Origin of the sequence: Streptomyces sp. NPDC000983 (assembly GCF_040299205.1) — a bacterium.
Lineage (GTDB): Bacteria > Actinomycetota > Actinomycetes > Streptomycetales > Streptomycetaceae > Streptomyces.
In genome coordinates this window covers 205,248-229,823 of record NZ_JBEPBM010000005.1, presented here as the reverse complement: position 1 = coordinate 229,823, position 24,576 = coordinate 205,248, and the positions used below count along the sequence as shown (strand labels likewise).

The following is a 24,576-nucleotide window of genomic DNA, read 5'->3' as shown; positions in this document are numbered from 1 at the left end:
TCCCATAGGAGGTCGGGCGGACCGACACGTAAGAGGAAGGGGGAGTGGGAGGGGGTGAAGGGGCCGGAGCGGCGATGACCCGGCCCCTGGGAAAGGGGGCGTCAGCCCTTGACCGCGCCCTGCATGATGCCGCCCACGATCTGCTTGCCGAAGATCGCGAAGACGATCAGCAGGGGCAGCGTGCCCAGTAGCGCGCCCGCCATGATCAGGGACTGGTCGGGCGTGTAGCCGCGGCCCAGGCCCGCGACCGCCACCTGCACGGTCGGATTGCCGTTCTGGGTCAGCACCAGGAACGGCCACAGGAAGTCGTTCCAGGTCTGCACGAACATCAGCATGCCCAGCACGGCCATCGCCGGACGGGCCGCCGGGAACACCACGTGCCAGATCACCCGCCAACTGCTCGCGCCGTCCACCCGCGCCGCCTCGATGATCTCGTCGGGCAGCGCCTGGATCAGGTACTGCCGCATGAAGAACACACCGAACGCGCTCACCAGCGAGGGCAGGATCACCGCCTGGAGCTGGTCGGACCAGTCGAGCTTGGCGACCATCATGTACAGCGGGATCACACTGAGCTGCGGCGGCACCATCATCGTGCCGATCACGATCAGCATCATGGCGTTGCGGCCCTTGAACCGCAGCTTGGCGAAGGCGAACCCGGCGATCGTCGACAGGAACACGATGGTCACGGCCGACACCCCGGCCACGAACGTGGTGTTGACGAACGCCTCGCCCAGGTTGGCGTCGTTCCACGCCAGATCGAGGTTGTCGAAGAGGTTCGAGCCGAACCAGAACGGCGGCGGTGTCTCGGCCAGCCGCTGGTTGTCACGGGAGGCGGCGATCGCCGTCCACACCAGGGGGAACAGCGAACCGATGGTGAACAGGGCGAGGATCACGTACGCGATCGGCCCGGCGTGCAGGGTCCCGCCCGCCCGCGCCGACTTCGGCCGCAGGGACCGCTTGGGTTCCTCGGGCGACTCGGGTTTCGTCAGGGTCGTCGTCACGGCCGGTCTCCTTAACTACTGGCGCGCAGCCGGCGCGAGATGACGTAGTTGACGATCCCGACCACGATGAGGATCAGGAACATGGTCCAGGCGATGGCGGAGGCACGGCCCAGGTGCTGGTTGACCCAGCCCTGCTCGTACAGGTAGAGGCCGAGCGTCTGGAACTGGTGCTGGGATCCGCCGGAGGCGCCCTTGTTCGCGTCGAACAGCAGCGGCTCGCCGAACAGCTGCGAGGCACCGATGGTCGACACGACGACGGTGAACAGGATCGTCGGGCGCAGCGAGGGCAGCGTGACATGGAGGAACTGCTGCCAGCGGCTGGCCCCGTCCAGCGCGGCCGACTCGTACAGGTCCTGCGGGATCGCCTGCATCGCGGCCAGGTAGATCAGCGCGTTGTACCCGGTCCAGCGCCAGATCACGATCGTGGAGACGGCGACCTGGGAGGCCCACTTGTCGTTCTGCCAGTCGATGTGGTCGATGCCGACCGTGCCCAGCGCCCAGTTGATCATGCCGTAGTCGCGGCCGAACAGCAGCACGAAGACGAGCGAGGCGGCGGCGATCGAGGTGGCGTACGGCGCCAGCATCGCGACCCGGTAGAACGTCGACGCCCGCAGCTTGTAGTTGAGGATGTGGGCGATGCCCATCGCCATCAGCAGCTGGGGGACGGTCGAGATGATCCCGATCGTCAGCGTGTTCTGCGCCGCGTTCCAGAAGAAGTCGTCGTCGAAGATCCGGGTGTAGTTGCGCAGCCCGACCCAGTTCATGTCGGTCGGCGCGGTCAGCTCCACCTGGTGCAGCGAGGCCCAGCCGGTGTAGATCAGCGGGAACAGGCCGAAGGCCAGGAAGAGCAGGAAGAACGGGGAGACGAAGGCGTACGGACTCCAGCGCACGTCCCGCTGCCAGCGGCGGGACAGCCGGGACCGGCGCTGCCGCTCCTGCTCGGTCTCCGGGCCCTGCCCCGCGGGGCGGCCCGGGGCCGCGCCCCCCTCCTTGGAGGGGGACGCGGCGGCGGTGTCGTGCCCAGTGGTCATTCGGGTCACTGGTCCAGGGCGTTGTCGATGGTCTTGACGGCGTTCTCCCAGGCGTCCTTGGGCGACTTGCCCTGGGTCACCAGGACCACGCCGTTGTCGGTCAGACCCTGCTGGATGATCTGGTCCTTCGGGCCGATCGTCTGCACGGGGATGTTCGCGGCGGCCGCGGCGAAGATCGTACCGATCGGCGCGTCACCGGTCATGTCGTTCTTGGCGCCCGTGACCTCGGCCGACTCGTAGGCCGCCGGGGTGCTCGGGAAGCTGCCCTGCACGCCGAAGAGCTTGGCCTGCTGCTCGGGAGCGGTCAGCCACGCGGCGAGCTTCGCCGCCTCCTCGGTGTTCTTGCCGGCCTTGGGAACGGTCAGGAAGGAACCGCCCCAGTTGCCGGACTTCGGCGCCTGGGCGACGTCCCACTTGCCGGCCGCCTCGGGCTTGGACTTGCCCTTGATGTAGCCGAGCATCCACGGCGGGCAGGACATCGCCGCGAACTTGCTGTTGGCGATGGTGGTGTCCCAGGCCGGCTGGAACTGCGTCTGGTTGCCGATCAGCCCGTCCTCGGCCGCCTGCGCGGTCAGGTCGAAGGCGTCCTTGACGGCCGGGTTCGTCTTGTAGATGACCTTGCCGGAGGCGTCGTAGAAGCGGTCCTTCTCACTGCTCAGGATCGCCTGGAGCAGGCCGCCGGGGGAGTCCAGGAAGGTGGTGCCCTTGGGGCCCTTCGCCTTGTAGTCGTTGCCGACCTCGACGAACTTGTTCCAGTCACCGGCCCACAGCTTGCCGACCTCCTCGCGGTCGGTGGGCAGACCGGCCTCCTCGAAGAGGTCCTTGCGGTAGCAGATGGCCATCGGGCCGACGTCGGTGCCCACACCCACGGTCAGGCCGTCCGAGGTGGTGGCCTGCTCCCACTTCCACTCCAGGTAGTCGGCCTTCTTGCCGTACTTGGAGAGGTCGAGCAGCTTGTCGGACTGGGTCTGGACGATCTCGGCGATGTTGCCGACCTCGACCATCTGGATGTCCTGCAGACCGCTGTTGGTGGTGAGGTGGTTCAGCAGCGCCGGGTAGTAGTTCTCGTTGCGCTCGATGACGGTCTGCTGGATGTCGATGTCGGGGTGGAGCTTCTCGTACTCCTTGTAGAGACCTGACTCCTCGAAGCCGGCGGCGCCGAACAGGCCAAGGGTGATCTTGGTCTTGCCGCCGCCACCGCCCTCGGACGACGACCCGTCCTTGTCGTCGCCGTCGTCGGCACAGCCGGCCAGCAGCCCGGCGCCCAGCGACGCCACCGCCGCGAGGACAACCGCCTTACGGCGGATTCGGGTACGTGCTCGCATTGAGTCCTCCTGTTGCCCTGACGTGCCGACCCCCCGGCCAACTGCATTGTTGGGCCCGTTAGTTCTCGCTGCGGCTCGGGCGGGGAACGTGCGGGATGTGTATGTGTCAGGTACTGTGGGAGCGCTCCCACAGGTGATGTGTTGAAGAGTCGTCGGTCCGGGCGGGGGTGTCAAGGGCATGGGAGCGGCGAGATGCGTTCAGTTATCGGGCTGTTAACTGGCACCGGGTGGTGACCCGGTGCAGCACAGGTTGCCACCCGTGGCCGGTCACCGCGCTGCCCGGGACTGTTAAATTCCAGGCCAGCGACAGGACAACGGCGAAAGGCGGGGCCCATGGCAAGCCACGGAGCGCGAGGCCGGAGCGGTGGTCGCCCCACCCTCGAAGAGGTCGCCGCGCGCGCCGGTGTCGGTCGGGGCACGGTCTCCCGCGTGATCAACGGCTCGCCCCGGGTCAGTGACGCCACCCGGGCCGCCGTGGAGGCGGCGGTCGCGGAGCTCGGTTACGTCCCGAACACGGCAGCCCGTGCCCTGGCCGCCAACCGCACCGACGCCATCGCCCTGGTCGTGCCCGAGCCGGAGACCCGGTTCTTCGCCGAGCCGTACTTCTCCGACATCCTCAAGGGCGTCGGCGCGGAACTGTCCGACACCGAGATGCAGTTGCTGCTGATCTTCGCGGGCAACGACCGCGAGCGCCAACGGCTCGCCCAGTACCTGGCCGCGCACCGGGTGGACGGGGTCCTGCTGGTCTCGGTGCACGCCGACGACCCGCTGCCCGATCTGCTCTCCCAGCTGGAGATTCCGGCCGTGATCAGCGGCCCGAGATCCGCCGCCGAGACCCTGACCTCGGTGGACTCCGACAACTACGGCGGCGCCCGGCAGGCCGTGGAGCACCTGCTCTCCCGGGGCCGGCGGGAGATAGCGCACATCGCGGGCCGTCTCGACGTCTACGGCGCCTCGCGCCGCTACGACGGCTACCGGGACGCCCTGCGCGACGCGGGGCACGGCGTCGACGAGCAGCTGATGGAGCCCGGCGACTTCACCGAGGAGGGCGGCCGGCGCGCGATGGCGGCGCTGCTGGCCCGCCGGCCCGGTCTGGACGCGGTCTTCGCGGGCTCGGACGTGATGGCGGCCGGCGCCCGGCAGGCGCTGCGGGAGGCGGGCCGCCGCATCCCGGACGACGTGGCACTGGTCGGCTACGACGACTCGGCCATCGCCCGCCACATGGAGCCGCCGCTGACCAGCGTCCGCCAGCCGATCGAGGAGATGGGCCGCAGGATGATCGACCTGCTGCTGGAGGAGATCGCCGACCGGCGTCCGGCCGCGTCCCGGGGGCTGGAGCGGCGGCAGGTGGTCCTGGCGACCGAGCTGTCGGAGCGCGCCTCGTCCTGACGGCGTCACCGGTGCCAGCCGCGCCGGGGGCGCCGGGCGGGGCGTTCGGTGTGGTGGGTGATCAGCCAGGCGGCCCCGAGCAGGACCACGCCCGACACCCAGACGAGGATCACCAGCCAGGTCCCGGTCGAGCCGGCGGGGTCGCCGGCCTCCTGGCACAGGTTCCCGACACAGCCGCTGCCGCTGTCCTCGGCGGCGTCCAGCGCGACCACCAGCCACAGCAGCATCGCCAGGTTGAAGGCGAGGATCACCCAGGTCAGCAGCCGCCAATGGTGTGTCCGCGACCCCATGACGAGCCTCCCGCCTCGGCTACGGCTCATCTCCCGACGATACGCCCGGCCCGTGGACCGGGCCGCAGCAGCCAGCGGACCTCGCCGTCCTGTCGTTCCCCGGTCGGGGCCAGCCCGGCGGCCCGGGCGACCGCGGCGGAGGCGGCGTGGTCGGGGTGCACATGGGCGACGACCGTCCGCGCGCCCTGCTGCGCGAGGTGCTCGACGAGGGTGCCCGCGGCCTCCGAGGCCAGGCCGCGGCCCTGCCACGCGGTGCCGACGACCCAGGCGATCTCCGCGCCGTCCCCGGTGACGGTGGCCTGGACGGTGCCGGCCAGGCGGTCCTCGGCGCGCAGCCGCAGCACCCAGTTGTGCCAGGAGACGGCCGGATCGGGGGAGCCGGCGACGAGCCGCCCGTAGCGGGCGCGCAGCGCCTCGGGGGTGGCGGGTTCGCCGCCGATGAAGGTGTGCAGGGCCGGATCGGCCAGGACGGCGGCCATCTCCTCGGCGTGCTCGACGCGCAGCGGGAGGAGGTCCAGGCGCGGGGAGCGCAGGGGTTCGGTCATTCCGGGGAGCGTACGCGGGGGCGTGACGCAGTCGGCCGGTGACCTCTTCGCGAGGTCACCGGCCGACTGATCGGGGTGAGTGACGGGACTCGAACCCGCGGCATCCTGGACCACAACCAGGTGCTCTACCAGCTGAGCTACACCCACCATGACCGGCGGTTTCCCTGGTGGTTCACCGACCGGCCGAGAAAAAGTGTACAGGGTCCGAAGGGGTGCTCGCGCCCGGCTTTTCCGGGGCCCGGTGCCGGGCCCCGGCACGGCACTACTGAGCAGGCAGAACGTGCTTCGCGGCGATGGCCTTGGCGGTCTCGGAGTCCGGGCCCGGCTGGGGGACGAAGACGGCCTCGCGGTAGTAGCGCAGTTCCGCGATGGACTCGCGGATGTCGGCGAGCGCGCGGTGGTTGCCGTTCTTCTCGGGACTGTTGAAGTAGGCCCTCGGGTACCAGCGGCGGGCGAGCTCCTTGATGCTGGAGACGTCCACGATGCGGTAGTGGAGGTAGTCCTCCACGGCCGGCATGTCCCGCAGCAGGAAGCCCCGGTCGGTGCCGACGGAGTTGCCGCACAGGGGCGCCTTGCCGGGTTCCTTGACGTGCTCGCGCACATAGGCCAGGACCTGGGCCTCGGCGTCGGCGAGCGTGGTGCCGTCGGCGAGTTCGTCGAGGAGTCCGGACGCGGTGTGCATCTGACGCACCACCTCCGGCATCGTCTCCAGCGCCGCGTCCGGCGGGCGGATCACGATGTCCACACCGTCGCCGAGGATGTTCAGCTCGGAGTCGGTGACGAGGGCGGCCACCTCGATGAGAGCGTCGTCTGACAGCGAGAGGCCGGTCATCTCGCAGTCGATCCACACCATGCGATCGTTCATGCGACCACCCTAAAGCTGACGTCCGCTTTTGGGTGCCCCGCGTCGGTGCCGGGACCGCGCGGGCCGCGAGAGCGCGACGCCGGACGGGCTGGTGGGCCCGTCCGGCGTGTTCCGGCGGTGTCGGCTCAGGCGCCGCTGCGCTGGCCCGGCAGGCTCGCGCGCGCCAGGTAGGACTCACGGCCGTGCTCGGCGGACGCGGTGGCCAGCGCCGGGCCCATCGTGCTCGTCGCGGGTGTGCGACGGGCCTGAAGGGGGACCGGGCCGGGGTCCTGGTGGAGCGGGTGCGTCGGGCCGGGGACGGTGTCGGCGTCCGCCGCCGGCCGTTCGGGCTGGGGCCGGCGGGCGCGGTAGGCCGCCCGGTACGCCGCCGGCGACGAGCCCAGCTGGCGGCGGAAGTGCCCGCGCAGCGCCACCGGTGAGCGGAAGCCGCAGCGGCCCGCGACCTCGTCCACCGAGTAGTCGGACGTCTCCAGCAGGCGTTGCGCCTGAAGGACCCGCTGGGTGATCAGCCACTGGAGCGGGGCGGACCCCGTCAACGAGCGGAACCGGCGGTCGAAGGTGCGGCGCGACATGTACGCGCGTGCGGCCAGGGTCTCCACGTCGAACTGCTCGTGGAGGTGCTCCAGCGCCCAGGCGACGACCTCGGCGAGCGGGTCGGCGCCGATCTCCTCGGGTAAAGAGCGGTCCAGGTAGCGTTCCTGGCCTCCTGACCGGCGAGGCGGGACGACCAGGCGGCGGGCGAGCGCGCCGGCCGCCTCGTTGCCGTGGTCGGTCCGGACGATGTGGAGACAGAGGTCGATGCCCGCCGCGGTGCCGGCGGACGTCAGTACGTCCCCGTCGTCGACGAACAGCTCTCTGGGATCCACGTGCACCGACGGATAGCGCTTGGCCAGCGTCGGTGCGTACATCCAGTGGGTGGTCGCGGGTCGGCCGTCCAGCAGGCCCGCCGCCGCGAGGACGAAGGCGCCGGTGCACAGCCCGACGATGCGGGCGCCCTCCTCGTGCGCCCGGCGCAGTGCGTCGAGTGCCTCCTCCGGTGGTGGTGAGGTGATCGAGCGCCAGGCCGGTACGACGACCGTCCCCGCCCTCGCGATCGCCTCCAGGCCATGTGGCGCGGTGAGTTCCAGGCCCCCTGTGGTCCGCAGTGGGCCGTCCTCGCCGCCGCACACCAGCAGTCGGTAGCGCGGCACGCCGGCGTCCTGGCGGTCGATGCCGAACACCGACAGCGGTATGGAACTCTCGAAGATGGGGCCGCCGCTGAACAGCAGCACCGCGACGATCTCCTTGCGGCGTCGCCCGGAGAGTTTCCGGGCCGCGGCTTCCGGCGCGGCAGTGGAGTCGTGGCTCATCCTGCTAAGCCCCCCTCGGTGGTCGCGGCTCCTCGGTTGTGTCGCTCCTGCACGTTTCCCCTCGGTCCTGCACGAGTCCCCCGCCGTAGACAGTCAAGATCGAATCTACTGTGTCGCATCGCGCCGCAGTGGCCGGTTCGGCACTCGGTACATTGTCGACTTGGCAACTTGGCGTGAAGCATTCGATCACGAAGCGTTGCACTCCCGGGCCGTGCAGGGAAGTGCGCCTTGTCGCAGTGGCCAATCCACGTAGGGTGCGTGACACCCCCCAGGCCCTTTCCGTGCAGGTGGAACGGGGGTTGGGGGGTGGTTCGGGCAAGGGATGTACCAGAGCGAGAAGTTGGCTGAAAAGAAGCGCTTCAGGGCATGAAAACCGGTCAGCCGCCCGGTGTATTTCCCCCGGAGTGGCGGCTGCCCCGGTGGGTGCCCGCCCCGGCGCGCTGACGGTGCCCGCGGTGCTGCGGAGGCACGGGGCGCTTCTCGGCCGCCGCGCCGGCCGCGACCCGCTCGGACCGGCGCAGCAGGACCCGGCAGACGGCGGTGACGGCGGCGAGGCCCAGCGCGGTGCCGGCGGCGCCGGCCAGTGAGGTGCCGTACCCGAGGAGGACGACGGGGACGAGGACGCACGAGAACGCCGCCCAGCGGACCACCTCGGTGGTGGTGTCCTGAGACTGCTGTCCGGCCATGGCGCGCTCCCCGGTGTCGGTGGCTCACGGGGATCAACGCGGGTCCGGGCGGTCGGTCACTGCCCGCGCCGGGCGAAACCGCTGTCCCGGGCCCGAACCCCGTGCAAACCGCCTGTACAGCGCAGCAACCATTGCGTTACGGGCGCCCCCTCGTGCATGCTCCCTGGAACCCCCGCGGAGCGCAGCGCGGGATCTGCGCTAAGGAGGCGTGCGGCCGTACCCTTGGGGGTATGGGGTTGGGAAGATGATTCCCGGACACAGCTCCGCTGCACACCGTCGTCCCCACCCGACACAAGGATCACAACGCCGAGACAGCCATGGCCGGTCACGAATTCTTCGAACCCGCGGACCGCAAGCGGCCCGTCGCCGATCCCACGGCGGCCGAGCCCCTGGCGGCCGAAGAGCCGCGTCAGTCCTGCGACCCCGCCTTCAAGCACGGGGTCGTGGTCGGCTTCGACGGCTCCACCTCCAGTGAGCGCGCCCTCGCCTACGCCATCGGCATGGCCCACCGCTCCGGTTCCGGCCTGATCATCGTGCATGTCGCCAACCGGCTGCCCACCACCGTGTGGGCGGGCTGCGAGCCGCCGGTCTTCGTCGACGTGCCGGACCACCGCACCGAGGTGCTCGGTCTGGAACTGGCCTGCGCCGAGTACCTCTCCGAAGTGCCGTGGATCCTCGTCGAGCGCGGCGGTGACATCTGCCACGAACTCGAGGAGGTCGGCCGGGAGTACGAGGCCGACGCGATCGTCGTCGGGTCCACCCACGGCATCGTCGGCCGGATCTTCGGCTCGGTCGCCGGGCGGCTCGCCAAGCGGGCGAAGCGGCCGGTCGTCGTCATTCCGTAACTCGCCCCCGTGGCAGGCGTGATGAGCCTGTCGCGTGTGCGGCACCCCTTCCCGTGACGCCTGAATCTACTGGCGCGTAGGGGTGTTTGTGCCCTTGTGAAGGGCATATAACGCTCACCGTGCGCATACGGCGCCGTCGAGGCGGGCTGCCGGCCGGGGGGTGTGACGGCCACCGGTCCAACGGGCAGCCGCAGCCGGGGTGTTGGGCGCCCCCGGCGAGCCGAACGGCCCTCCGGATGACGGGTGGCGTCACCCGGAGGGCCGTTCCGGAACCGGCCCGCCACGGACGGGCGGGGGCCGGTCGTGTGCTGCGGATCTACTCCACCGTCACCGACTTGGCGAGGTTGCGCGGCTTGTCGATGTCCCGGCCCAGGGCCAACGCCGTGTGGTAGGCGAGGAGTTGGAGCGGGATGCCCATGAGGATCGGGTCCAGCTCGTCCTCGTTCTTCGGGACCACGAGGGTCTGGTCGGCCTTCTCCTGCTCCTGGTGGGCCACCGCGAGGATCCTGCCGCTGCGGGCCTTGATCTCCTCCAGCGCGGCGCGGTTCTTCTCCAGCAGGTCGTCGTCGGGGACGATCGCCACCGTCGGCAGGGCCGGCTCGATCAGCGCCAGGGGGCCGTGCTTGAGCTCGGAGGCGGGGTAGGCCTCCGCGTGGATGTAGGAGACCTCCTTGAGCTTCAGGGACGCCTCACGGGCCACCGGGTAGCCGCGGACCCGGCCGATGAAGAGCATCGAGCGGGCGTCGGCGTAGGACTTGGCCAGCTGCTCGATCTCCGCCTCCTGCTCCATGATCTCCGCGATCTGGGCGGGGAGCTTGCGCAGGCCCGCGATGATCCGCTTGCCGTCGCGGACCGACAGGTCCCGGGTGCGGCCGAGGTGGAGGGCGAGCAGGGCGAAGGCGACCGTGGTGTTGGTGAAGCACTTCGTGGAGACCACGCAGACCTCCGGGCCCGCGTGCACGTAGATGCCGCCGTCCGCCTCGCGGGCGATGGCCGAGCCCACGACGTTCACGATGCCCAGCACCCGCGCGCCCTTGCGCTTGAGCTCCTGGACGGCCGCCAGCACGTCGTAGGTCTCACCGGACTGGGAGACCGCGATGTACAGGGTGTCGGGGTCCACGACCGCGTTGCGGTAGCGGAACTCCGAGGCCGGCTCGGCGTCGGCGGGGATACGGGCCAGCTCCTCGATCATCTGGGCGCCGATCTGGCCCGCGTGGTACGAGGTGCCGCAGCCGAGGATCTTCACCCGGCGGATCCGGCGCGCCTCCCGGGCGTCCAGGTTGAGGCCGCCGAGGTGCACGGTGGAGAAGCGGTCGTCGATCCGGCCGCGCAGCACGCGGTCCACGGCCTCGGCCTGCTCGTGGATCTCCTTGTGCATGTAGGTGTCGTGGCCGCCCATGTCGTAGGAGGCGGCCTCCCACTCCACGGTGGTGGGCTCGGACGTGGTCCGGGTGCCCTCGGTGGTGTAGGTGCGGAAGTCGTCGGCCTTGAGGGTGGCCATCTCGCCGTCGTCGAGGGTCACTATCTGCCGGGTGTGGGTGACCAGGGCGGCGATGTCGGAGGCGACGAACATCTCCTTCTCGCCGATGCCGAGGACGACCGGGGAGCCGTTGCGGGCCACCACGATCCGGTCCGGGAAGTCGGCGTGCAGCACGGCGATGCCGTAGGTGCCCTCGATCAGCCGGAGGGTCTCGCGGACCTTGTCCTCCAGCTTCTCCGCCTGGGACCGGGCGATGAGGTGGACCAGCACCTCGGTGTCGGTCTCGGAGAGGAACTCCACGCCGTCCGCCTCCAGCTTGCGGCGCAGGTCGGAGGCGTTGTCGATGATGCCGTTGTGGACGACGGCGACCTTGCCGTCGACGTCCAGGTGCGGGTGGGCGTTGACGTCGGAGGGGGCGCCGTGGGTGGCCCAGCGGGTGTGGGCGATACCGGTGGTGCCCTTGAAGCGCGCCGGGACCTTGGCCTCCAGGTCCCGGACCCGGCCCTTGGCCTTGACCGTCCGCAGGCCGGCCGTCTTCGGGGCGGTGATGGCGATGCCCGCCGAGTCGTAGCCGCGGTACTCCAGGCGCTGGAGGCCTTCGAGCAGCAGCGGGGCCACATCACGCTTGCCGATGTATCCGACGATTCCGCACATAGAGAGGTATTCCGTTTCCTGGCCGTGGAGTTCAGCCGTAGACGATGCGGCGCAGCTGCCGGAGGCTCAGCTCCGGCGGTGCCACCGCCCGGTACTTCAGGTCCGCCTCGATCCGTTCGAAGATCGTCGCGTTCACCAGGCCCTGGGCCTGGAGCTCGCGGTGGCGGCGACGGACGAACTCCTCGGTCGTCTCGTCGAAGTAGGCGAGCACGTCCTGGACCACCCGCAGCGCCTCGCCCCGGCTCAGGGGCGTGGACCGCGTCAGATGATCAACAAGTTCGTCGTGCACCCGGTAGATCCTGGGGTACCGGCGAGCCTTTCGCAAGAATCCTGCCCGATTTCGGGCAAGGGTGTGTCCGTGGGCTGGGAATCAGGTAGGAGGCGCCCATGAGGGACGCCCCCGGCGGGTGCCGCACGGCGGCTCACATGCGCTTGAGGACCGCCTGCTTGGCGAGGGTGAACTCCTCCTGGGTCAGGACGCCGTCGCGGTGCAGCTCGCCGAGTTCGCGCAGCCGGCGCAGCAGGGCGTCGTGGCCGTCGTCGGAGGCGGCGGGCAGCGGGCGGGCGGGCTCGGGCGCCGGTTCCCGGGCCGCGGCGGACGCCGGGTGCGGGAGGCGGACCTGGACGGCCGCGGCGACCAGCGCCATCAGGGGGTCCTTCTTGAAGCCCCACAGCTCGACCGCGTTGGGGTCGTACTTCGGCGGGGCCTTGGTCGGGGCGGTGCGCACGGTGAAGCGCAGGTGGCCGTTCTCCAGACCGGCCGCGGGGTGCCACTCCACGGCGCTGATGTCCGCCAGGCTCAGCGTCCGGGCGCCCGCCGCGGCCTTGGAGTCCTCGGTCTTCCAGTTCCACTCCAGCTTGATCCGCTCGCCGTCGAAGCTCGCGGTGCCGTCCCCGGCGGAGACCGACAGCGGCACGGCCGGGCCCGCCAGCAGGTACTCCGACACCGGGTCCGCCGGTATCCGGTCCAGGAGCAGGGCGTTGCGGACCTCGTCGGTGAAGTACTCGGCGACGCCGTAGCGGCCGGGCTCGACGAGCAGCTGGTAGGGGTCGTGGGGCTCGGTGAGCCGGCCGCCGGTGGCGTGCAGCAGCGGGTCCGCGCCGTCCCGCAGGCGCAGCCTGAGCCGTCCGGCCTTCTTGCCCTGCTCGAACGAGAGACCCGCCAACGCGGGCAGGGGGACGAGGAGTTCACCCAGCGTCTTGCGCAGAAGGCTGACGTTCTTGTCCCGGCCGGGCGTCAGGCGCAGCGCGTCCCCGTCGAAGACCCAGGTGCCGTCCTTCTGGATGATTTCCACCATGAGGGGGATTGTTCCACCGCTTCTGTGATCCATGGATGTGCGGGATGGTGGTCTCTACCAATTCCGAAGGGAGTTCATGTGACACGGCACCACAGAACGACTCCCCGTCTCGCCCGGATCCTCGGTTCGCTGCTGCTGGTCGCGGCGGCCGGAGTACTCACCTCCGGCGCGGCGCCGGCACCCCGGCCGGCCGCCGCGGGCGCGCTGGACCAGGTGGTCCCGGCGCCTGCCTCGGTGCGGCCGGGCGGATCGCCGTACCGCATCACCGAGCGCACCGGTATCCGTGTCGACGGCTCGCGCGAGGTGCGGCGGGTCGGCGAGTACCTCGCGGAGGTGCTGCGGCCCTCCACCGGCTACCGGCTGCCCGTCACCACCCACGGCGGCGGCATCCGGCTGCGGATCGCCGAGGGGCCGTACGGCGCCGAGGGCTACCGGCTGGACAGCGGCCCCCGGGGCGTCACCATCACCGCCGGCGCGCCCGCCGGCCTCTTCCACGGCGTGCAGACCCTGCGCCAGCTGCTGCCCGCGGCCGTGGAGAGGGACTCCGCGCAGCCCGGCCCCTGGCTGGTCGCCGGCGGCACCGTCGAGGACAGCCCGCGCTACGCCTGGCGCGGCGCGATGCTCGACGTCTCCCGGCACTTCTTCGGCGTCGACCGGGTCAAGCGGTACATCGACCAGCTGGCGCTGTACAAGTTCAACAAGCTGCATCTGCACCTCAGCGACGACCAGGGCTGGCGCATCGCCGTCGACTCCTGGCCCCGGCTGACCACGTACGGCGGCTCGACCCAGGTCGGCGGCGGACCCGGCGGCTTCTACACCAAGGCCGACTACCGGGAGATCGTCCGCCACGCCGCCTCCCGGCACCTGGAGGTCGTCCCCGAGATCGACATGCCCGGCCACACCAACGCGGCGCTCGCCTCGTACGCCGAGCTGAACTGCGACGGGGTCGCCCCGCCGCTGTACACCGGCACCGCGGTCGGCTTCAGCTCGCTGTGCGTGGACAAGGAGGTCACCTACGACTTCGTGGACGACGTGATCCGCGAGCTGGCCGCGCTCACCCCGGGCCGGTACCTGCACATCGGCGGGGACGAGGCGCACTCCACCCCGCACGAGGACTACGTGCGGTTCATGGACCGGGTGCAGCCGGTCGTCGCCGAGTACGGCAAGACGGTCATCGGCTGGCACCAGCTGACCGGCGCGCACCCGGCGAAGGGCGCACTCGCGCAGTACTGGGGCCTCGACGGCACGAGCCCGCAGGAGAAGGAGCAGGTCGCGGCGGCGGCCCGCAACGGCACCGGGCTGATCCTCTCGCCCGCCGACCGGATCTACCTCGACATGAAGTACGACGCGAGCACCCCGCTGGGCCTGTCCTGGGCGGGTTACGTCGATGTGCGCCGGTCCTACGACTGGGATCCCGGCGCCTATCTGCCCGGGGTGCCCGCCTCGGCGGTGCGCGGGGTCGAGGCGCCGTTGTGGAGCGAGACGCTGGAGACGTCCGCGCACATCGAGTACATGGCGTTCCCGCGGGTGGCGGGCGTGGCCGAGCTGGGCTGGTCGCCGGCGGCCGCGCACGACTGGGACGCCTACCGGGTGCGGCTGGCGGCGCAGGGCCCGCGCTGGGAGGCGCTGGGCATCGGCTACCACCGGGCGCCGCAGGTGCCCTGGCCGGCCGGGTAGACGGCAGGACGGGCACCCCGGAGGACCGTACTCCGGGGTGCCCGCCGGTCTGTCGGGGCCGCTACAGCCCGGCGATCGGGTTCTTCAGGGTGCCGATCAGCTGGAGCGCGCCCGCCGGGTCGGACAGGTCCACCATCTGCTGGTTGTTGCGCAGTTGGAGGCGGTTGAGGCAGGACAGCGCGAACTCGGGGGCGAACATGTCGTACTGGCGGAACTTGTCGGCCAGTTCGGGCACCGAGTCCTGGTACTCCCGGGTGACCTCCGCGACCGTGCGCCAGAACCCGTCCTCGGTGAGGACGCCCTCGGCGGCGAGGTTCGAGGCGAGGAACCGGAAGAAGCAGTCGAAGACGTCCGTGAAGATCGAGAGCAGTTTGGTGCCCTCGGGGACGTCCACGCGCAGCCGCTCCACCGTCGGCGGCAGCACCGCGTCCGGGTCCATGACCGCGATCTCCTCGGCGATGTCCTTGTAGATCGCGCGCTCGACGACACCGTCCTTCAGGGCGAGGATCACGTTCTCGCCGTGCGGCATGTAGACCAGGTCGTAGGCGTAGAAGCTGTGCAGCAGCGGCGTGTAGTACGCCCTCAGATACCGGCGCAGCCACTCGGCCGGGGCCAGGCCCGACCGCTCGATCAGCGCGCCCGCGAAGGAGGCGCCCTCGTGGTCGACGTGGACCAGCGAGGCCATGGTGACCAGGGACTCGCCGTCCCGGAGCGAGCCGACCGGGCTCTCCCGCCACAGCGCCGCGAGCATCTTGCGGTACGGCGAGTAGCGGTCCGTGGCGGCCTCGTACTCCAGGTGCCGGTAGCCGACCGCCGCCCGCTCGCGGATGATCGACAGGCCCGTCTCCTTGAGCACCGGGTCGTTCTCGATGAGCTGGGCCAGCCAGTCGTTGATGGCCGGCGTCGCCTCCATGTACGCGGCCGAGAGACCGCGCATGAAGCCCATGTTGATGACGGACAGGGCCGTCTTCACATAGTGCTTCCCGGGGCTGGTGGTGTTGAAGAAGGTCCGGATGGACTGCTGGGCCAGGTACTCGTCGTCGCCCTCGCCCACGCACACCAGGTGCTCGCGGGCGACCTCGGCGGCGAAGGTGACCGTGAGCTTGTTCCACCACTGCCAGGGGTGGACGGGGATGAGGAGGTACTCGGCCGGGTCCAGGTTCCGCCCGCGCAGCACGCCGTGGAACCGCTCGACGGTCTCCTCGCCCAGCTCCTGGCGGATGAAGGACTCGTACTCCAGGCCCACCCCGGCCGTGAACGCGGCCCGGGAGCGGTGCGCGGCCAGCCACACCAGCCGTATCGGGCTCGCGGTCTCGGGCGCGTACGCCAGGTACTCGTGGATGCCGAAGCCGAGCCGCCCGTTGTTGGCGACGAAGCAGGGGTGGCCCTCGGTCATCCCCGTCTCGACGGCCTGGAAGCCGCGCCGGGCCAGCTCGGCGACCGGGACCTGCTCCTTGCCGAGCTTGTAGCAGGTGCCGGAGAGGGTGGAGGAGATCTCCTCCAGGTAGACGGGCAGGATCGCGTCGCTCAGTCCGAGGGCGGACTTCAGCTCGATAAAGAAGTCCAGCGCGGCGAGGGGGAGTTCGACGCCGTCGCGGTGCCGGGTGACGGAGTCGGCGTCGATCTGCCAGTGGTCGAGGGCGCGGCGGACGGCGGTGAACGCGTACCGGGTCTGGCCGTCGTCGCTGCGCACCTCGTAGGTGCCGTCGGCGGTGGCCACGGGCGTGACGAGCCGCTCGTGCGCGAACTCGGCGAGCGCCTTGCGCACCAGGAGGCGGTTGGCCCGCTCCCAGCGCTCGGGGGAGAGGTGGGTGACGGAGTCGGCGATGCTCATGCGGTCACCGCCGTCGCAGCGAGGAACCGCTCACGGGTGCAGAAGCTGAGCAGCGCCTTCTTCTCCGGCTTCTGGATCTCCCGCTCGGGCACAAAGCCGACGGCCTCGTTCAGGGCGTGCACGGCCTTGTTGGAGACGTCCGGCTCGACGACGACCCGGCTGACCTCGGGGTCCTCGAAGAGGTGCGCCATCACGGCGGTGATGACGGACCGGGTGAAGCCGTGCACGGGCCGGTCGGTCGCCGGGGTGAGGAAGTGCATGCCGACATCGCCCGGCCGCGGCTCGTAGAGGCCGACCAGTTCGCGGTGGGCGGGGTCGTACCGCTCCATCAGGAAGGCGGGGGCGCCGTCGGCGTCCAGGCCCAGCAGGGCGTGGTGGTGCTCGTCGGCCGCTATCTCCATGTACGCGCGCTCGACGTCCTCCAGCCGGGCGTCCTGCATCATCCAGAAGGCCGCCTTGGGGTGGGTGACCCAGGCGTGCAGCAGCACGGCGTCCTTCAGGGGGTCGAGGGGGCGGAACGTGAACGTCATACGGCGAACTCCTGGAACGCGATGGTCTTCTCGACCGGGTAGTACTCGCTGCCGAGCAGCTCACTGATGATGAAGCTGTTGCGATAGGCGCCCATGCCCAGGTCGGGGCTGGTGATGCTGTGGGTGTGCACGCCCGCGTTCTGCAGGAACACACCGCGGCCGGTGACGTCGATGGCGTAGTTGCGGGCGACGTCGAAGCTGCCCCGCGCGTCACGGACCAGCCGGTCCCCGATCGGCGCCAGGAACTCGGGCTCGGCGTAGGCGTAGCCGGTGGCCAGCACCAGGCCCTGGGTCTGGAGCTCGTACTCCTTCTCCTGCTCCTCCTGGCGCAGCGAGAGCGTGTACGTGCCGTTCTCGTACCGGGCGCCGTTCAGGGCGGAGTTGGTGAGCAGCCGGGTGGGGACCGGGCCGCCGAGGTTCTTCTGGTAGAGCAGGTCGAAGATCTCGTTGATGAGATCGCCGTCGATGCCCTTGAACAGGCCCTTCTGCTGCGCGGTGAGGCGGTAGCGGGTCGCCTCCGGCAGCGCGCGGAAGTAGTCGATGTACTCCGGGGAGGTCATCTCCAGCGTGAGCTTGGTGTACTCCAGCGGGAAGAAGCGCGGGGAGCGGGTGACCCAGTTCAGCCGGTAGCCGTGGACGTCGATCTCGCCGAGGAGGTCGTAGTAGATCTCGGCGGCGGACTGGCCGGATCCGACGATCGTGATGGAGTCCTTCTTCTGAAGCTCCGCCTTGTGCTGCATGTAGCGGGAGTTGTGGAAGAAGTCGCCGCCCAGGCCCTCGACCGCGGCCGGGTAGTGGGGGGAGGTGCCGGTGCCCAGCACCAGGTGCCGGGCGCGGAAGACCTCGCCGGCCTCGGTGCGCACCGCGTACAGGGCGGTGTCCTCGTCGAAGGTCACCTCGGTGACGGTCGTACGGAACCGGACGCTGCTCAGCTTGTTCGCGGCCCAGCGGCAGTAGTCGTCGTACTCGACGCGCAGCGGGTAGAAGTTCTCCCGGATGTAGAACGGGTACAGCCGGCCCTTCTCCTTCAGGTAGTTGAGGAAGGAGTACGGCGAGGTCGGGTCGGCGAGGGTGACCAGGTCCGACATGAACGGGGTCTGGAGGTGGGCGCCGTCCAGGAACATGCCCGCGTGCCACTCGAAGTCGGGCTTCGACTCCAGGAAGACACCGTCGAGTTCGGCGATCGGCTCGGTCAGGCAGGCGAGGCCGAGGTTGAAGGGGCCGAGCCCGATGCCCACGAAGTCGTAGGTCTTGTTCGTGGTCTCAGGAAGCGCGGTCAAGGGACTCTCCCAGGTACTGCTCGGCGTGGCCGGCGATCAGGTCGAGGACGGCGGCGATGTCGGCCGTCGTGGTCTCGGGGTTGAGCAGGGTGAACTTCAGGTAGTGGCGGCCGCCGACCTTGGTGCCCGCGACGACGGCGTCACCGGAGGCGAACAGGGCCTTGCGGGCGTGGAGGTTGGCGCGGTCGATCTCGGCGGGGTCGGTCACCGCGGCCGGGATGTAGCGGAAGACCAGGGTGGACAGGCTCGGTTCGACGACGACGTCGTAGCGCGGGTCGGCGGCGATGAGCCGCCAGCCCTCGGCGGCCAGGTCGACGACCTCGTCGAAGAGCTGCCCGATGCCGTCGGCGCCCATCACGCGCAGGGTCATCCACAGCTTCAGCGCGTCGAAGCGGCGGGTGGTCTGCAGGGACTTGTCGACCTGGTTGGGGATCCGCTCCTCCACCATGCGGCGCGGGTTGAGGTACTCCGCGTGGTAGGTGGCGTGCCGCAGGGTGGCCGCGTCGCGGACCAGGACGGCGGAGGAACTCACCGGCTGGAAGAAGGACTTGTGGTAGTCGACGGTGACCGAGTCGGCCCGCTCGATGCCGTCGAGCCGGCCGCGGTACTTCACCGAGGCGAGCAGTCCGCAGCCGTAGGCGGCGTCCACGTGCATCCAGGTGCCGTACTGGGCGCACAGCTCGGCGATCTCGGGCAGCGGGTCGATGGAGCCGAAGTCGGTGGTGCCGGCGGTGGCGACGACGGCCATCGGGACGAGGCCGGCCTTCGCGCAGCGCTCCAGCTCGTGGGCGAGGGCGACGGTCTGCATGCGCTTGTCGTGGCCGACGGGGATCGAGACCACCGCGTCGGCGCTCAGGCCGAGGAGTTTGGCCGACTTCTTGACGCTGAAGTGGCTGACCTCGGAGGCGAAGATGCGCAGGTCGGCCAGGTTCTCGCTCTTGGCCTCCTCGCGGGCCAGCAGCAGTGCCTGGAGGTTGGACTGGCTGCCGCCGGAGGTGAACACGCCGTCGGCGGCGGGGCCGAGGCCGATGCGGGCGTTGGTCCAGTCGACGAGCTTGCGCTCGATGAGGGTGCCGCCGGCCGACTGGTCCCAGGTGTCGAGGGAGGAGTTGACGGCGGAGAGGACCGCCTCGCCGAGCACCGCCGGTATGACGACGGGGCAGTTGAGGTGGGCGAGGTAGCGGGGGTGGTGGAAGTAGACCGCGTCCCGCAGGTACACGTCCTCCAGCTCGTCGAGGACGGCCGTGGTGTCGTACAGCGGCTTGTCGAGGTCGATCGCGTCGATCGTGGGGGCGAGCGCGTCGACGGTGGTGCCGGTGAACGGACGTTCGGTGGTGGCGAGTTTGGCCGCCACCCGCTCGACTCCTTCGGTCACGGAGCGGCGGTAATGCTCCGCGGTCGTGTCATTGAGCAGGTGCGAGCGCATGGGGGGTCCTCCGAGGGGAAGTCCGTGCGGGACGAAGGCGAAGCGGGGTGGGGAGAGAACGGACTGAGCGAGCGGCTCGATCAACTTAGGTAAGCCTAACCTAATTTGACCGTTCGCCGGGCGGGCGAACCCTGCCCCGTCCGTGACGGTCGTCACTTGCGCCCCGTCAGTCGCCGCTCTCGCGCAGCTCTTCCTCGGTGAGCCCCTGCCGCCAGTACCCGACGAAGGTGACCCGGCGCCGGTCGATCCCGCGCTCGCCCACGAAGTGCCGGCGCAGCGCCTTCACGCAGCCCGACTCGCCCGCGATCCAGACGTACGGCCGCTCGGCGTCCGGGAGTCCGGCGCGGCGGACGGCGTCGAGGGCCATGGGGGAGCCCTCGGCGCCGTGCTCCGCGCGGACCAGCCAGGTGACCTCGGCGTCCGCCGCGGTCGTCAACTCCTGCACGTCACCGCGGTGTTCGACCTCCAGCCAGACCCGGGCCCGGGTGCCGGCGGGCAGCGCCTCGACGATCGCCGAGACGGCCGGCACGGCGGTCCCGTCACCCCAGACGACCACCAGATCCGTGTCCGCGGGCGGCCGGAAGCGGATGGCGCGGTTGTCCGCCACCGAGGGGCCGATCAACAGCACCCGGTCCCCGGCGGCGGCGTGCGCGGCCCAGCGGGAGGCGGGGCCGGCGGGCACGGCGGCGTCCGGCTCCACCCCGTGCAGCACGAAGTCGATGTCGATCTCGTCCGGGTTCCGCCGCAGGGCGCGCAGGGTGTACGAGCGCATCACGGCCCGTACGTCGTCGGGCAGGTCGCGCCACCCCTGCCACCAGCCGTCCCCGAGTTCGATCGGCACGACCGGCTGCCTCTGCCCCGGCTGCGGCAGGAACAGCGACAGCGACTGGTCGAGGCCGTCGGAGCGGAAGTCCGCCAGCTCCTCGCCGCCGAAGGTCACCCGGACCAGGGACGGGCCGAGCCGTCGGGTCCGTACCACCTGGAGGGAGAAGAAGCGGAACGCGACGGCGACGGTCGTGGGCATGGGACATCCCTGGGACGTAGGGGAGTTGGTGCGGTCCGGTCCGGTCATGGGTGCGGGAGACGGCGGGCGGCCCGCCGTCTCCCGCACCCATGGGTCACCCGAGTGGTCAGGCGACCTTCTTGGCGTTCTCGATCGCCTCGGCCAGGTTGTCCAGCAGCGGCGTGCACTTGTCGTAGGACAGGATCGGCTCGGGCGAACGCGCGATGACCTGGCCGGCCTTGACGGCGGGCAGCTTCTTCCAGGTCGCCTCGGTGATGTCGGCGGGCTGGATGGTCGAGGAGCGGTCGTCCATCAGGATGATGTCCGCGTCGTACTTGTCGACGTTCTCCCAGCTGAGGGCCTCGAACCAGCCGGCGCTCTCGGCCTTGGCCTTCTCCGAGGGCTCGACGAAGTTCACGCCGAGCGACTTGAAGTACTCCAGGTCGATGGAGAAGTTGGTGCCGGAGACGTAGAAGATGGTCTCGGCGGCGGAGCCGGCCATGACCTTGATCTCGGGCTTGGCCTTGGCGGCGGCGCGCAGCCGGGCCGCGGCGGCCTCGAACTTCTTCTTGGAGTCGGCGATCTCGGCGGACTTCATGTCCGCGCCCAGCGACTCGGCCAGCTCCCACATGCGCTGAAGGGGCTCGGTCATCTGGCGGTCGAAGACGGAGACCGCGACGCTCGGGGCGAGCTTGGCGATCTTGTCCGCGGACTCCACCGGCACGGACCACAGGGTGCCCGCGGTGTCGAAGGTCGTGGTGATGAGGACCTCGGGGGCGAGGGCCGCGTACTTCTCGATGTTGAGCTTGCCCCACTCGTTGCCGAGCACGGTGACCTTGCTGACGTCGAGGTCGCCGGCCTGGACGTCGGGCTTGCCGTCCGCGGTCGTGGTCGGGCCGAACACGCCCTTGACCTCGATGCCGTAGTCGAACAGGGCCGCGGCGACACCGGTGAAGGCGACGATGTTCGCGGGCACCTTGTCGAGCTTCACGGTCGTGCCGCGGTCGTCCTTGAACGTCCACGGGCCGGACTTCGCGGCGGCCGTCTCCTTGTCAGAGCCACCGCTTTTCGCGTCGTCGTCACCGCAGGCCGCGAGCACGGCGCCGAGGCCGAGGGCGCCGCCCGCGGCGAGGATGCCACGGCGGGTGAGGTGGGTGGCTCTGGCGTTGGGCATGGTTACGCTGCTTTCGAACAGGGCGATCTCGCTCAGGACAATGCGAAGGTAGGTTAGCCTAACCTCAGCAGGTATCCGGGGGCGGGGTCCCTGTGATCATCACCACGAACCAGGGTTCTGGCCCTCGGCGATGATGCGCCGGGCGGCCTCCACCTTCCTGTGGTGCGCCGCGCGCAGTTCCTTCAGCGCCTCGGTGTTCTTGTCGATGTCCGCCCGCTGGAGGGCGGATTCGGCGCCGAACCAGGTGTCGAGCAGTCCGGTCTCCTCCTTGCAGCGCACGTCCGCGACCGCGGTTGCCTTCTCCTCGGCGGAGATCTCCTCGCCCTGGAACGCCCTGTCGTTCAACGGGTCGAGCGGGGACGCGTACGGGAAACCCGAACTGCGCATGCAGGAGGACCAGGTGCGGAATGCCTCCCGCACGGCAGGCTCGGTGAGCGCGTCCTCGTAGCTCTCGGTGGAGATGCGGCGCGCGGTCTCCGCCTCCCGCGGGGCGTCGTACTTCTTCGCGAGGTGCGCCACCGACTGTCCGAAACAGCCCTCCGGCGGCACTTCCTTCCCCTTGTACTCGACCTTCCCGCCGCTGCCCGGATCTCCGCCGCGGTTTCCGTAGAACACCCTCAGCGCGTCCTCGGGCAGGTCCGGGCCGGCGGGCGGCGGACCGGGGTCGGGGTGGTAGCCGAGGCGGGCCGCCTCGCTCGCGCTGGACAGCCCGTAGCGGCGGTCGGCGGGCGGGGCGGATTCCGGCTCGGGCGCGGCCGGTTCGTAGACGATGCCGAACGTGGCCAGGCAGCGCCGGGTCAGGATCTGCTCGGCGGCCTCGATCGTCGCGGCCTCGGCGTCGGTGTAGCTGTAGCGCGCGATCGGCAGCCGGTCGACGTACATGACCTGCGGCCGCGGGGCGCCGCCGCCCGGCGCGGCGTCGCTCTCGGCGGCCCCGGCCGGGCCGCCGCCCCCGCCCGTGCCGCTCCCGGAGGAGCAGCCGAGCAGGGCGGCCGCCAGGGCCAGGCAGACGGGTGCCAGGCGTCGCACGCGGATCAGAACTTGTAGCAGTTGCCGTCGTAACGGCCGTAGCCGAAGGACGCGTTGTCGTTGTACGTGTTCACCAGGCGGGAGGCGGTGGAGAACTTCGGCAGGGCGTCACAGGCACCGGCGAGGTTGCTGTTGAAGTAGATGACGAGGTTGTACGGGGCGAGATTCGACGCGGAGGCCGCGTTGTTCTTGACGTTCTGGCCCTTTCCGGCCCCGCTGCCCAGGAACTTGTAGCCGTCCAGGGAGTAGTGGTCGAATCCCCGGAAGACGGTGTAGGAACCCTCGTTGCCGCTGTTGAAGTAGAAGGCCATGCAATACGTCTCCCAGGTGGGACACGTCAGGTGCGCGGAGGCACTCGACTGCGGCGCGGTTCCGAGAACGAGTCCCGCCGTGGCGGCTGCGGTCAGCCCCAGAGAAGCGAACTTTCGGCTCAAACGCATGGCAGATCCCCTGTGTTGGTCAGACACGGATGATGCGGCGCATCCGAATTCCTCGCCGCGCGAGCCGGGTGATCGTAACAGCCGTTGTTGCACAGGGGAATTGGGAATCCTCCTGATGCGGTCGACCGCAAGTAGGGGAATGCGAAGCTCCGTTAAGCGGCCGTCCGTGGCCGTCGCACCAGCGAACATGCCGGAGGCCGGGAGAAGGACCACGCCGTTCTCCCGGCTTCGCCGCAAGGCCCCGTGCCGGGGCGGGCCGTCAGAAGGCCAGTCCCAGCTCCCGGGCGATCAGCATGCGCTGCACCTCGCTCGTGCCCTCGCCGATCTCCAGGATCTTGGAGTCGCGCCACATCCGGGCCACCGGGTACTCGTTCATGAAGCCGTAGCCGCCGTGGATCTGGGTGGCGTCGCGGGCGTTGTCCACCGCGACCGTGGAGGAGTGGAGCTTGGCCAGCGCCGCCTCCTTCTTGAACGGCTCGCCCGCCACCAGCCGGCTCGCCGCGTCCCGCCAGGCCAGCCGGGCGGTGTGGGCCCGCATCTCCATGTCGGCGAGCTTGAACTGGATCGCCTGGTTGGCGCCGATCGGACGGCCGAAGGCGTGCCGCTCCTTGGCGTAGCGCAGCGACTCGTCGACGCAGCCCTGCGCCAGGCCCGTCGCCAGCGCCGCGATCGCGATCCGGCCCTCGTCGAGGATCCGCAGGAACTGGGCGTAGCCCCGGCCCTCGGCGCCCAGCAGGTTGGCGCGGGGCACACGGACGTCGGCGAAGGACAGCTCACGGGTGTCGGAGGCGTTCCAGCCGACCTTCGAATAGGGCGCGGCCACCGTGAAGCCCGGGGTGCCGGACGGGACGATGATCGACGAGATCAGCGGGCGGCCGTCCTCCTTGCGGCCGGTGACCGCGGTGACCGTGACCAGGCCGGTGATGTCGGTGCCGGAGTTGGTGATGAAGCACTTGGTGCCGTTGATCACCCATTCGTCCGTGTCGGGGTCGAGGCGGGCCGTGGTCCGGGTGGCGCCGGCGTCCGAGCCGCCGTCCGGCTCGGTCAGCCCGAAGGCGCCGAGGAGCTCGCCGGAGCACAGCCGCGGCAGCCACTCGCGCTTCTGCTCCTCGGTGCCGAACAGGTGGAGCGGCATCGCGCCGAGCGAGACGCCCGCCTCCAGGGTGATCGCCACCGAGGAGTCCACCCGGGCCAGTTCCTCCAGGGCGATGCCGAGCGCCAGGTAGTCGCCGCCCATGCCGCCGTACTCCTCCGGGAACGGCAGGCCGAACAGGCCCATGCGGCCCATCTCGCGCACGATCTCGTAGGGGAACTCGTGGCGCTCGTAGAGGTCGCCGATCTTGGGCGCCACGACGTCGTGCGCGAACTCCTCCACCGTGCGGCGCAGTTCTTCGAGCTCGGGGGAGAGCTTGTGGTCCATGGGGG

23 protein-coding genes and 1 tRNA gene are annotated in these 24,576 nt (G+C 70.4%); 3 read left to right on the top strand and 21 right to left on the bottom strand.

Annotated elements, in window-relative coordinates:
- Positions 1-101 precede the first annotated feature (101 nt).
- From ABT296_RS08045 to ABT296_RS08035, 3 genes are read right to left on the bottom strand one after another with little or no spacing between them, the layout of a single operon-like run.
- On the bottom strand, positions 102-1,001 hold the full coding sequence (locus ABT296_RS08045; RefSeq protein ID WP_351924472.1) for a carbohydrate ABC transporter permease: 900 nt from the start codon (positions 999-1,001) through the stop codon (positions 102-104).
- Between the two features lie 11 nt (positions 1,002-1,012).
- Entirely contained in the window at positions 1,013-2,032 is a 1,020-nt protein-coding gene (locus tag ABT296_RS08040; protein WP_351924470.1) for a carbohydrate ABC transporter permease, read from the bottom strand.
- 5 nt (positions 2,033-2,037) lie between these two features.
- Positions 2,038-3,357 carry an ABC transporter substrate-binding protein gene (locus tag ABT296_RS08035; protein ID WP_351924468.1) on the bottom strand — a complete coding sequence of 440 codons (1,320 nt, stop codon included), beginning with the start codon at positions 3,355-3,357 and terminating at the stop codon, positions 2,038-2,040.
- Between the two features lie 333 nt (positions 3,358-3,690).
- Here ABT296_RS08035 and ABT296_RS08030 point away from each other — a divergent pair, with 333 nt between their 5' ends.
- Positions 3,691-4,746, top strand: a complete 1,056-nt coding sequence (locus ABT296_RS08030; RefSeq protein WP_351924466.1) for a LacI family DNA-binding transcriptional regulator — start codon at positions 3,691-3,693, stop codon at positions 4,744-4,746.
- Between the two features lie 5 nt (positions 4,747-4,751).
- On the opposite strand, the gene ABT296_RS08025 is transcribed toward ABT296_RS08030, so the two are convergent.
- The 6 genes from ABT296_RS08025 to ABT296_RS08000 form a co-directional block, all read right to left on the bottom strand.
- Positions 4,752-5,066 carry a hypothetical protein gene (locus ABT296_RS08025; RefSeq protein WP_351924464.1) on the bottom strand — a complete coding sequence of 105 codons (315 nt, stop codon included), beginning with the start codon at positions 5,064-5,066 and terminating at the stop codon, positions 4,752-4,754.
- Positions 5,063-5,581 (bottom strand): GNAT family N-acetyltransferase, encoded by a 519-nt coding sequence (locus ABT296_RS08020; protein ID WP_351924462.1) that lies wholly within the window; start codon positions 5,579-5,581, stop codon positions 5,063-5,065. Before ABT296_RS08020 ends, ABT296_RS08025 begins: the two co-directional genes overlap by 4 nt.
- 74 nt (positions 5,582-5,655) lie before the next feature.
- Positions 5,656-5,728, bottom strand: a tRNA-His gene (locus tag ABT296_RS08015).
- A 115-nt stretch (positions 5,729-5,843) separates the two neighbouring features.
- On the bottom strand, positions 5,844-6,446 hold the full coding sequence (orn, locus tag ABT296_RS08010; RefSeq protein WP_351924460.1) for an oligoribonuclease: 603 nt from the start codon (positions 6,444-6,446) through the stop codon (positions 5,844-5,846).
- A gap of 125 nt (positions 6,447-6,571) precedes the next feature.
- Positions 6,572-7,795 carry a helix-turn-helix domain-containing protein gene (locus ABT296_RS08005; RefSeq protein WP_351924459.1) on the bottom strand — a complete coding sequence of 408 codons (1,224 nt, stop codon included), beginning with the start codon at positions 7,793-7,795 and terminating at the stop codon, positions 6,572-6,574.
- Positions 7,796-8,172: 377 nt separating this feature from the next.
- Positions 8,173-8,481 (bottom strand): hypothetical protein, encoded by a 309-nt coding sequence (locus ABT296_RS08000; RefSeq protein ID WP_351924458.1) that lies wholly within the window; start codon positions 8,479-8,481, stop codon positions 8,173-8,175.
- 317 nt (positions 8,482-8,798) lie between these two features.
- On the opposite strand from ABT296_RS08000, the gene ABT296_RS07995 reads away from it, so the two are divergent.
- Positions 8,799-9,326: a universal stress protein gene (locus ABT296_RS07995; protein ID WP_351924456.1), complete on the top strand. Its 528-nt coding sequence runs from the start codon at positions 8,799-8,801 to the stop codon at positions 9,324-9,326.
- Positions 9,327-9,642: 316 nt separating this feature from the next.
- Here ABT296_RS07995 and glmS read toward each other — a convergent pair whose 3' ends face one another.
- The 3 genes from glmS to ABT296_RS07980 form a co-directional block, all read right to left on the bottom strand.
- The gene (gene glmS, locus ABT296_RS07990) at positions 9,643-11,460 is read right to left on the bottom strand and encodes a glutamine--fructose-6-phosphate transaminase (isomerizing) (RefSeq protein WP_351924454.1); all 1,818 of its coding nucleotides are present in this window, start codon (positions 11,458-11,460) and stop codon (positions 9,643-9,645) included.
- 31 nt (positions 11,461-11,491) lie between these two features.
- A complete protein-coding gene (locus ABT296_RS07985; RefSeq protein ID WP_351924452.1) occupies positions 11,492-11,749 on the bottom strand; it encodes a hypothetical protein in 258 nt (85 codons plus the stop codon).
- Between the two features lie 133 nt (positions 11,750-11,882).
- Positions 11,883-12,758: a DUF4429 domain-containing protein gene (locus ABT296_RS07980; protein ID WP_351924450.1), complete on the bottom strand. Its 876-nt coding sequence runs from the start codon at positions 12,756-12,758 to the stop codon at positions 11,883-11,885.
- Positions 12,759-12,836: 78 nt separating this feature from the next.
- Between ABT296_RS07980 and ABT296_RS07975 the strand changes: the two genes are divergently transcribed.
- Positions 12,837-14,435, top strand: a complete 1,599-nt coding sequence (locus ABT296_RS07975; protein ID WP_351924448.1) for a beta-N-acetylhexosaminidase — start codon at positions 12,837-12,839, stop codon at positions 14,433-14,435.
- A 61-nt stretch (positions 14,436-14,496) separates the two neighbouring features.
- Here the strand turns inward: ABT296_RS07975 and ABT296_RS07970 are convergent, their stop codons facing one another.
- The 9 genes from ABT296_RS07970 to ABT296_RS07930 form a co-directional block, all read right to left on the bottom strand.
- Positions 14,497-16,269 carry an IucA/IucC family protein gene (locus tag ABT296_RS07970; RefSeq protein ID WP_351924446.1) on the bottom strand — a complete coding sequence of 591 codons (1,773 nt, stop codon included), beginning with the start codon at positions 16,267-16,269 and terminating at the stop codon, positions 14,497-14,499.
- On the bottom strand, positions 16,266-16,799 hold the full coding sequence (locus ABT296_RS07965) for a GNAT family N-acetyltransferase (RefSeq protein WP_351924444.1): 534 nt from the start codon (positions 16,797-16,799) through the stop codon (positions 16,266-16,268). The genes ABT296_RS07970 and ABT296_RS07965 overlap by 4 nt, the downstream gene beginning before the upstream one ends.
- Positions 16,796-18,079 (bottom strand): lysine N(6)-hydroxylase/L-ornithine N(5)-oxygenase family protein, encoded by a 1,284-nt coding sequence (locus ABT296_RS07960; protein WP_351924442.1) that lies wholly within the window; start codon positions 18,077-18,079, stop codon positions 16,796-16,798. Before ABT296_RS07960 ends, ABT296_RS07965 begins: the two co-directional genes overlap by 4 nt.
- Complete coding sequence (gene desA / locus ABT296_RS07955) at positions 18,063-19,505, bottom strand: lysine decarboxylase DesA (protein ID WP_351924440.1); 1,443 nt, start codon at positions 19,503-19,505, stop codon at positions 18,063-18,065. Before desA ends, ABT296_RS07960 begins: the two co-directional genes overlap by 17 nt.
- A gap of 166 nt (positions 19,506-19,671) precedes the next feature.
- Entirely contained in the window at positions 19,672-20,529 is an 858-nt protein-coding gene (locus ABT296_RS07950) for a siderophore-interacting protein (RefSeq protein ID WP_351924438.1), read from the bottom strand.
- Positions 20,530-20,635: 106 nt separating this feature from the next.
- The gene (locus ABT296_RS07945; RefSeq protein WP_351924436.1) at positions 20,636-21,682 is read right to left on the bottom strand and encodes an ABC transporter substrate-binding protein; all 1,047 of its coding nucleotides are present in this window, start codon (positions 21,680-21,682) and stop codon (positions 20,636-20,638) included.
- Positions 21,683-21,781: 99 nt separating this feature from the next.
- Complete coding sequence (locus ABT296_RS07940; RefSeq protein WP_351924434.1) at positions 21,782-22,711, bottom strand: hypothetical protein; 930 nt, start codon at positions 22,709-22,711, stop codon at positions 21,782-21,784.
- A 5-nt stretch (positions 22,712-22,716) separates the two neighbouring features.
- Positions 22,717-23,022, bottom strand: coding sequence for a hypothetical protein (locus ABT296_RS07935; RefSeq protein WP_351924432.1), 306 nt, complete (start codon positions 23,020-23,022; stop codon positions 22,717-22,719).
- Between the two features lie 388 nt (positions 23,023-23,410).
- Positions 23,411-24,571 carry an acyl-CoA dehydrogenase family protein gene (locus ABT296_RS07930; RefSeq protein ID WP_351924430.1) on the bottom strand — a complete coding sequence of 387 codons (1,161 nt, stop codon included), beginning with the start codon at positions 24,569-24,571 and terminating at the stop codon, positions 23,411-23,413.
- Positions 24,572-24,576: the final 5 nt, after the last annotated feature.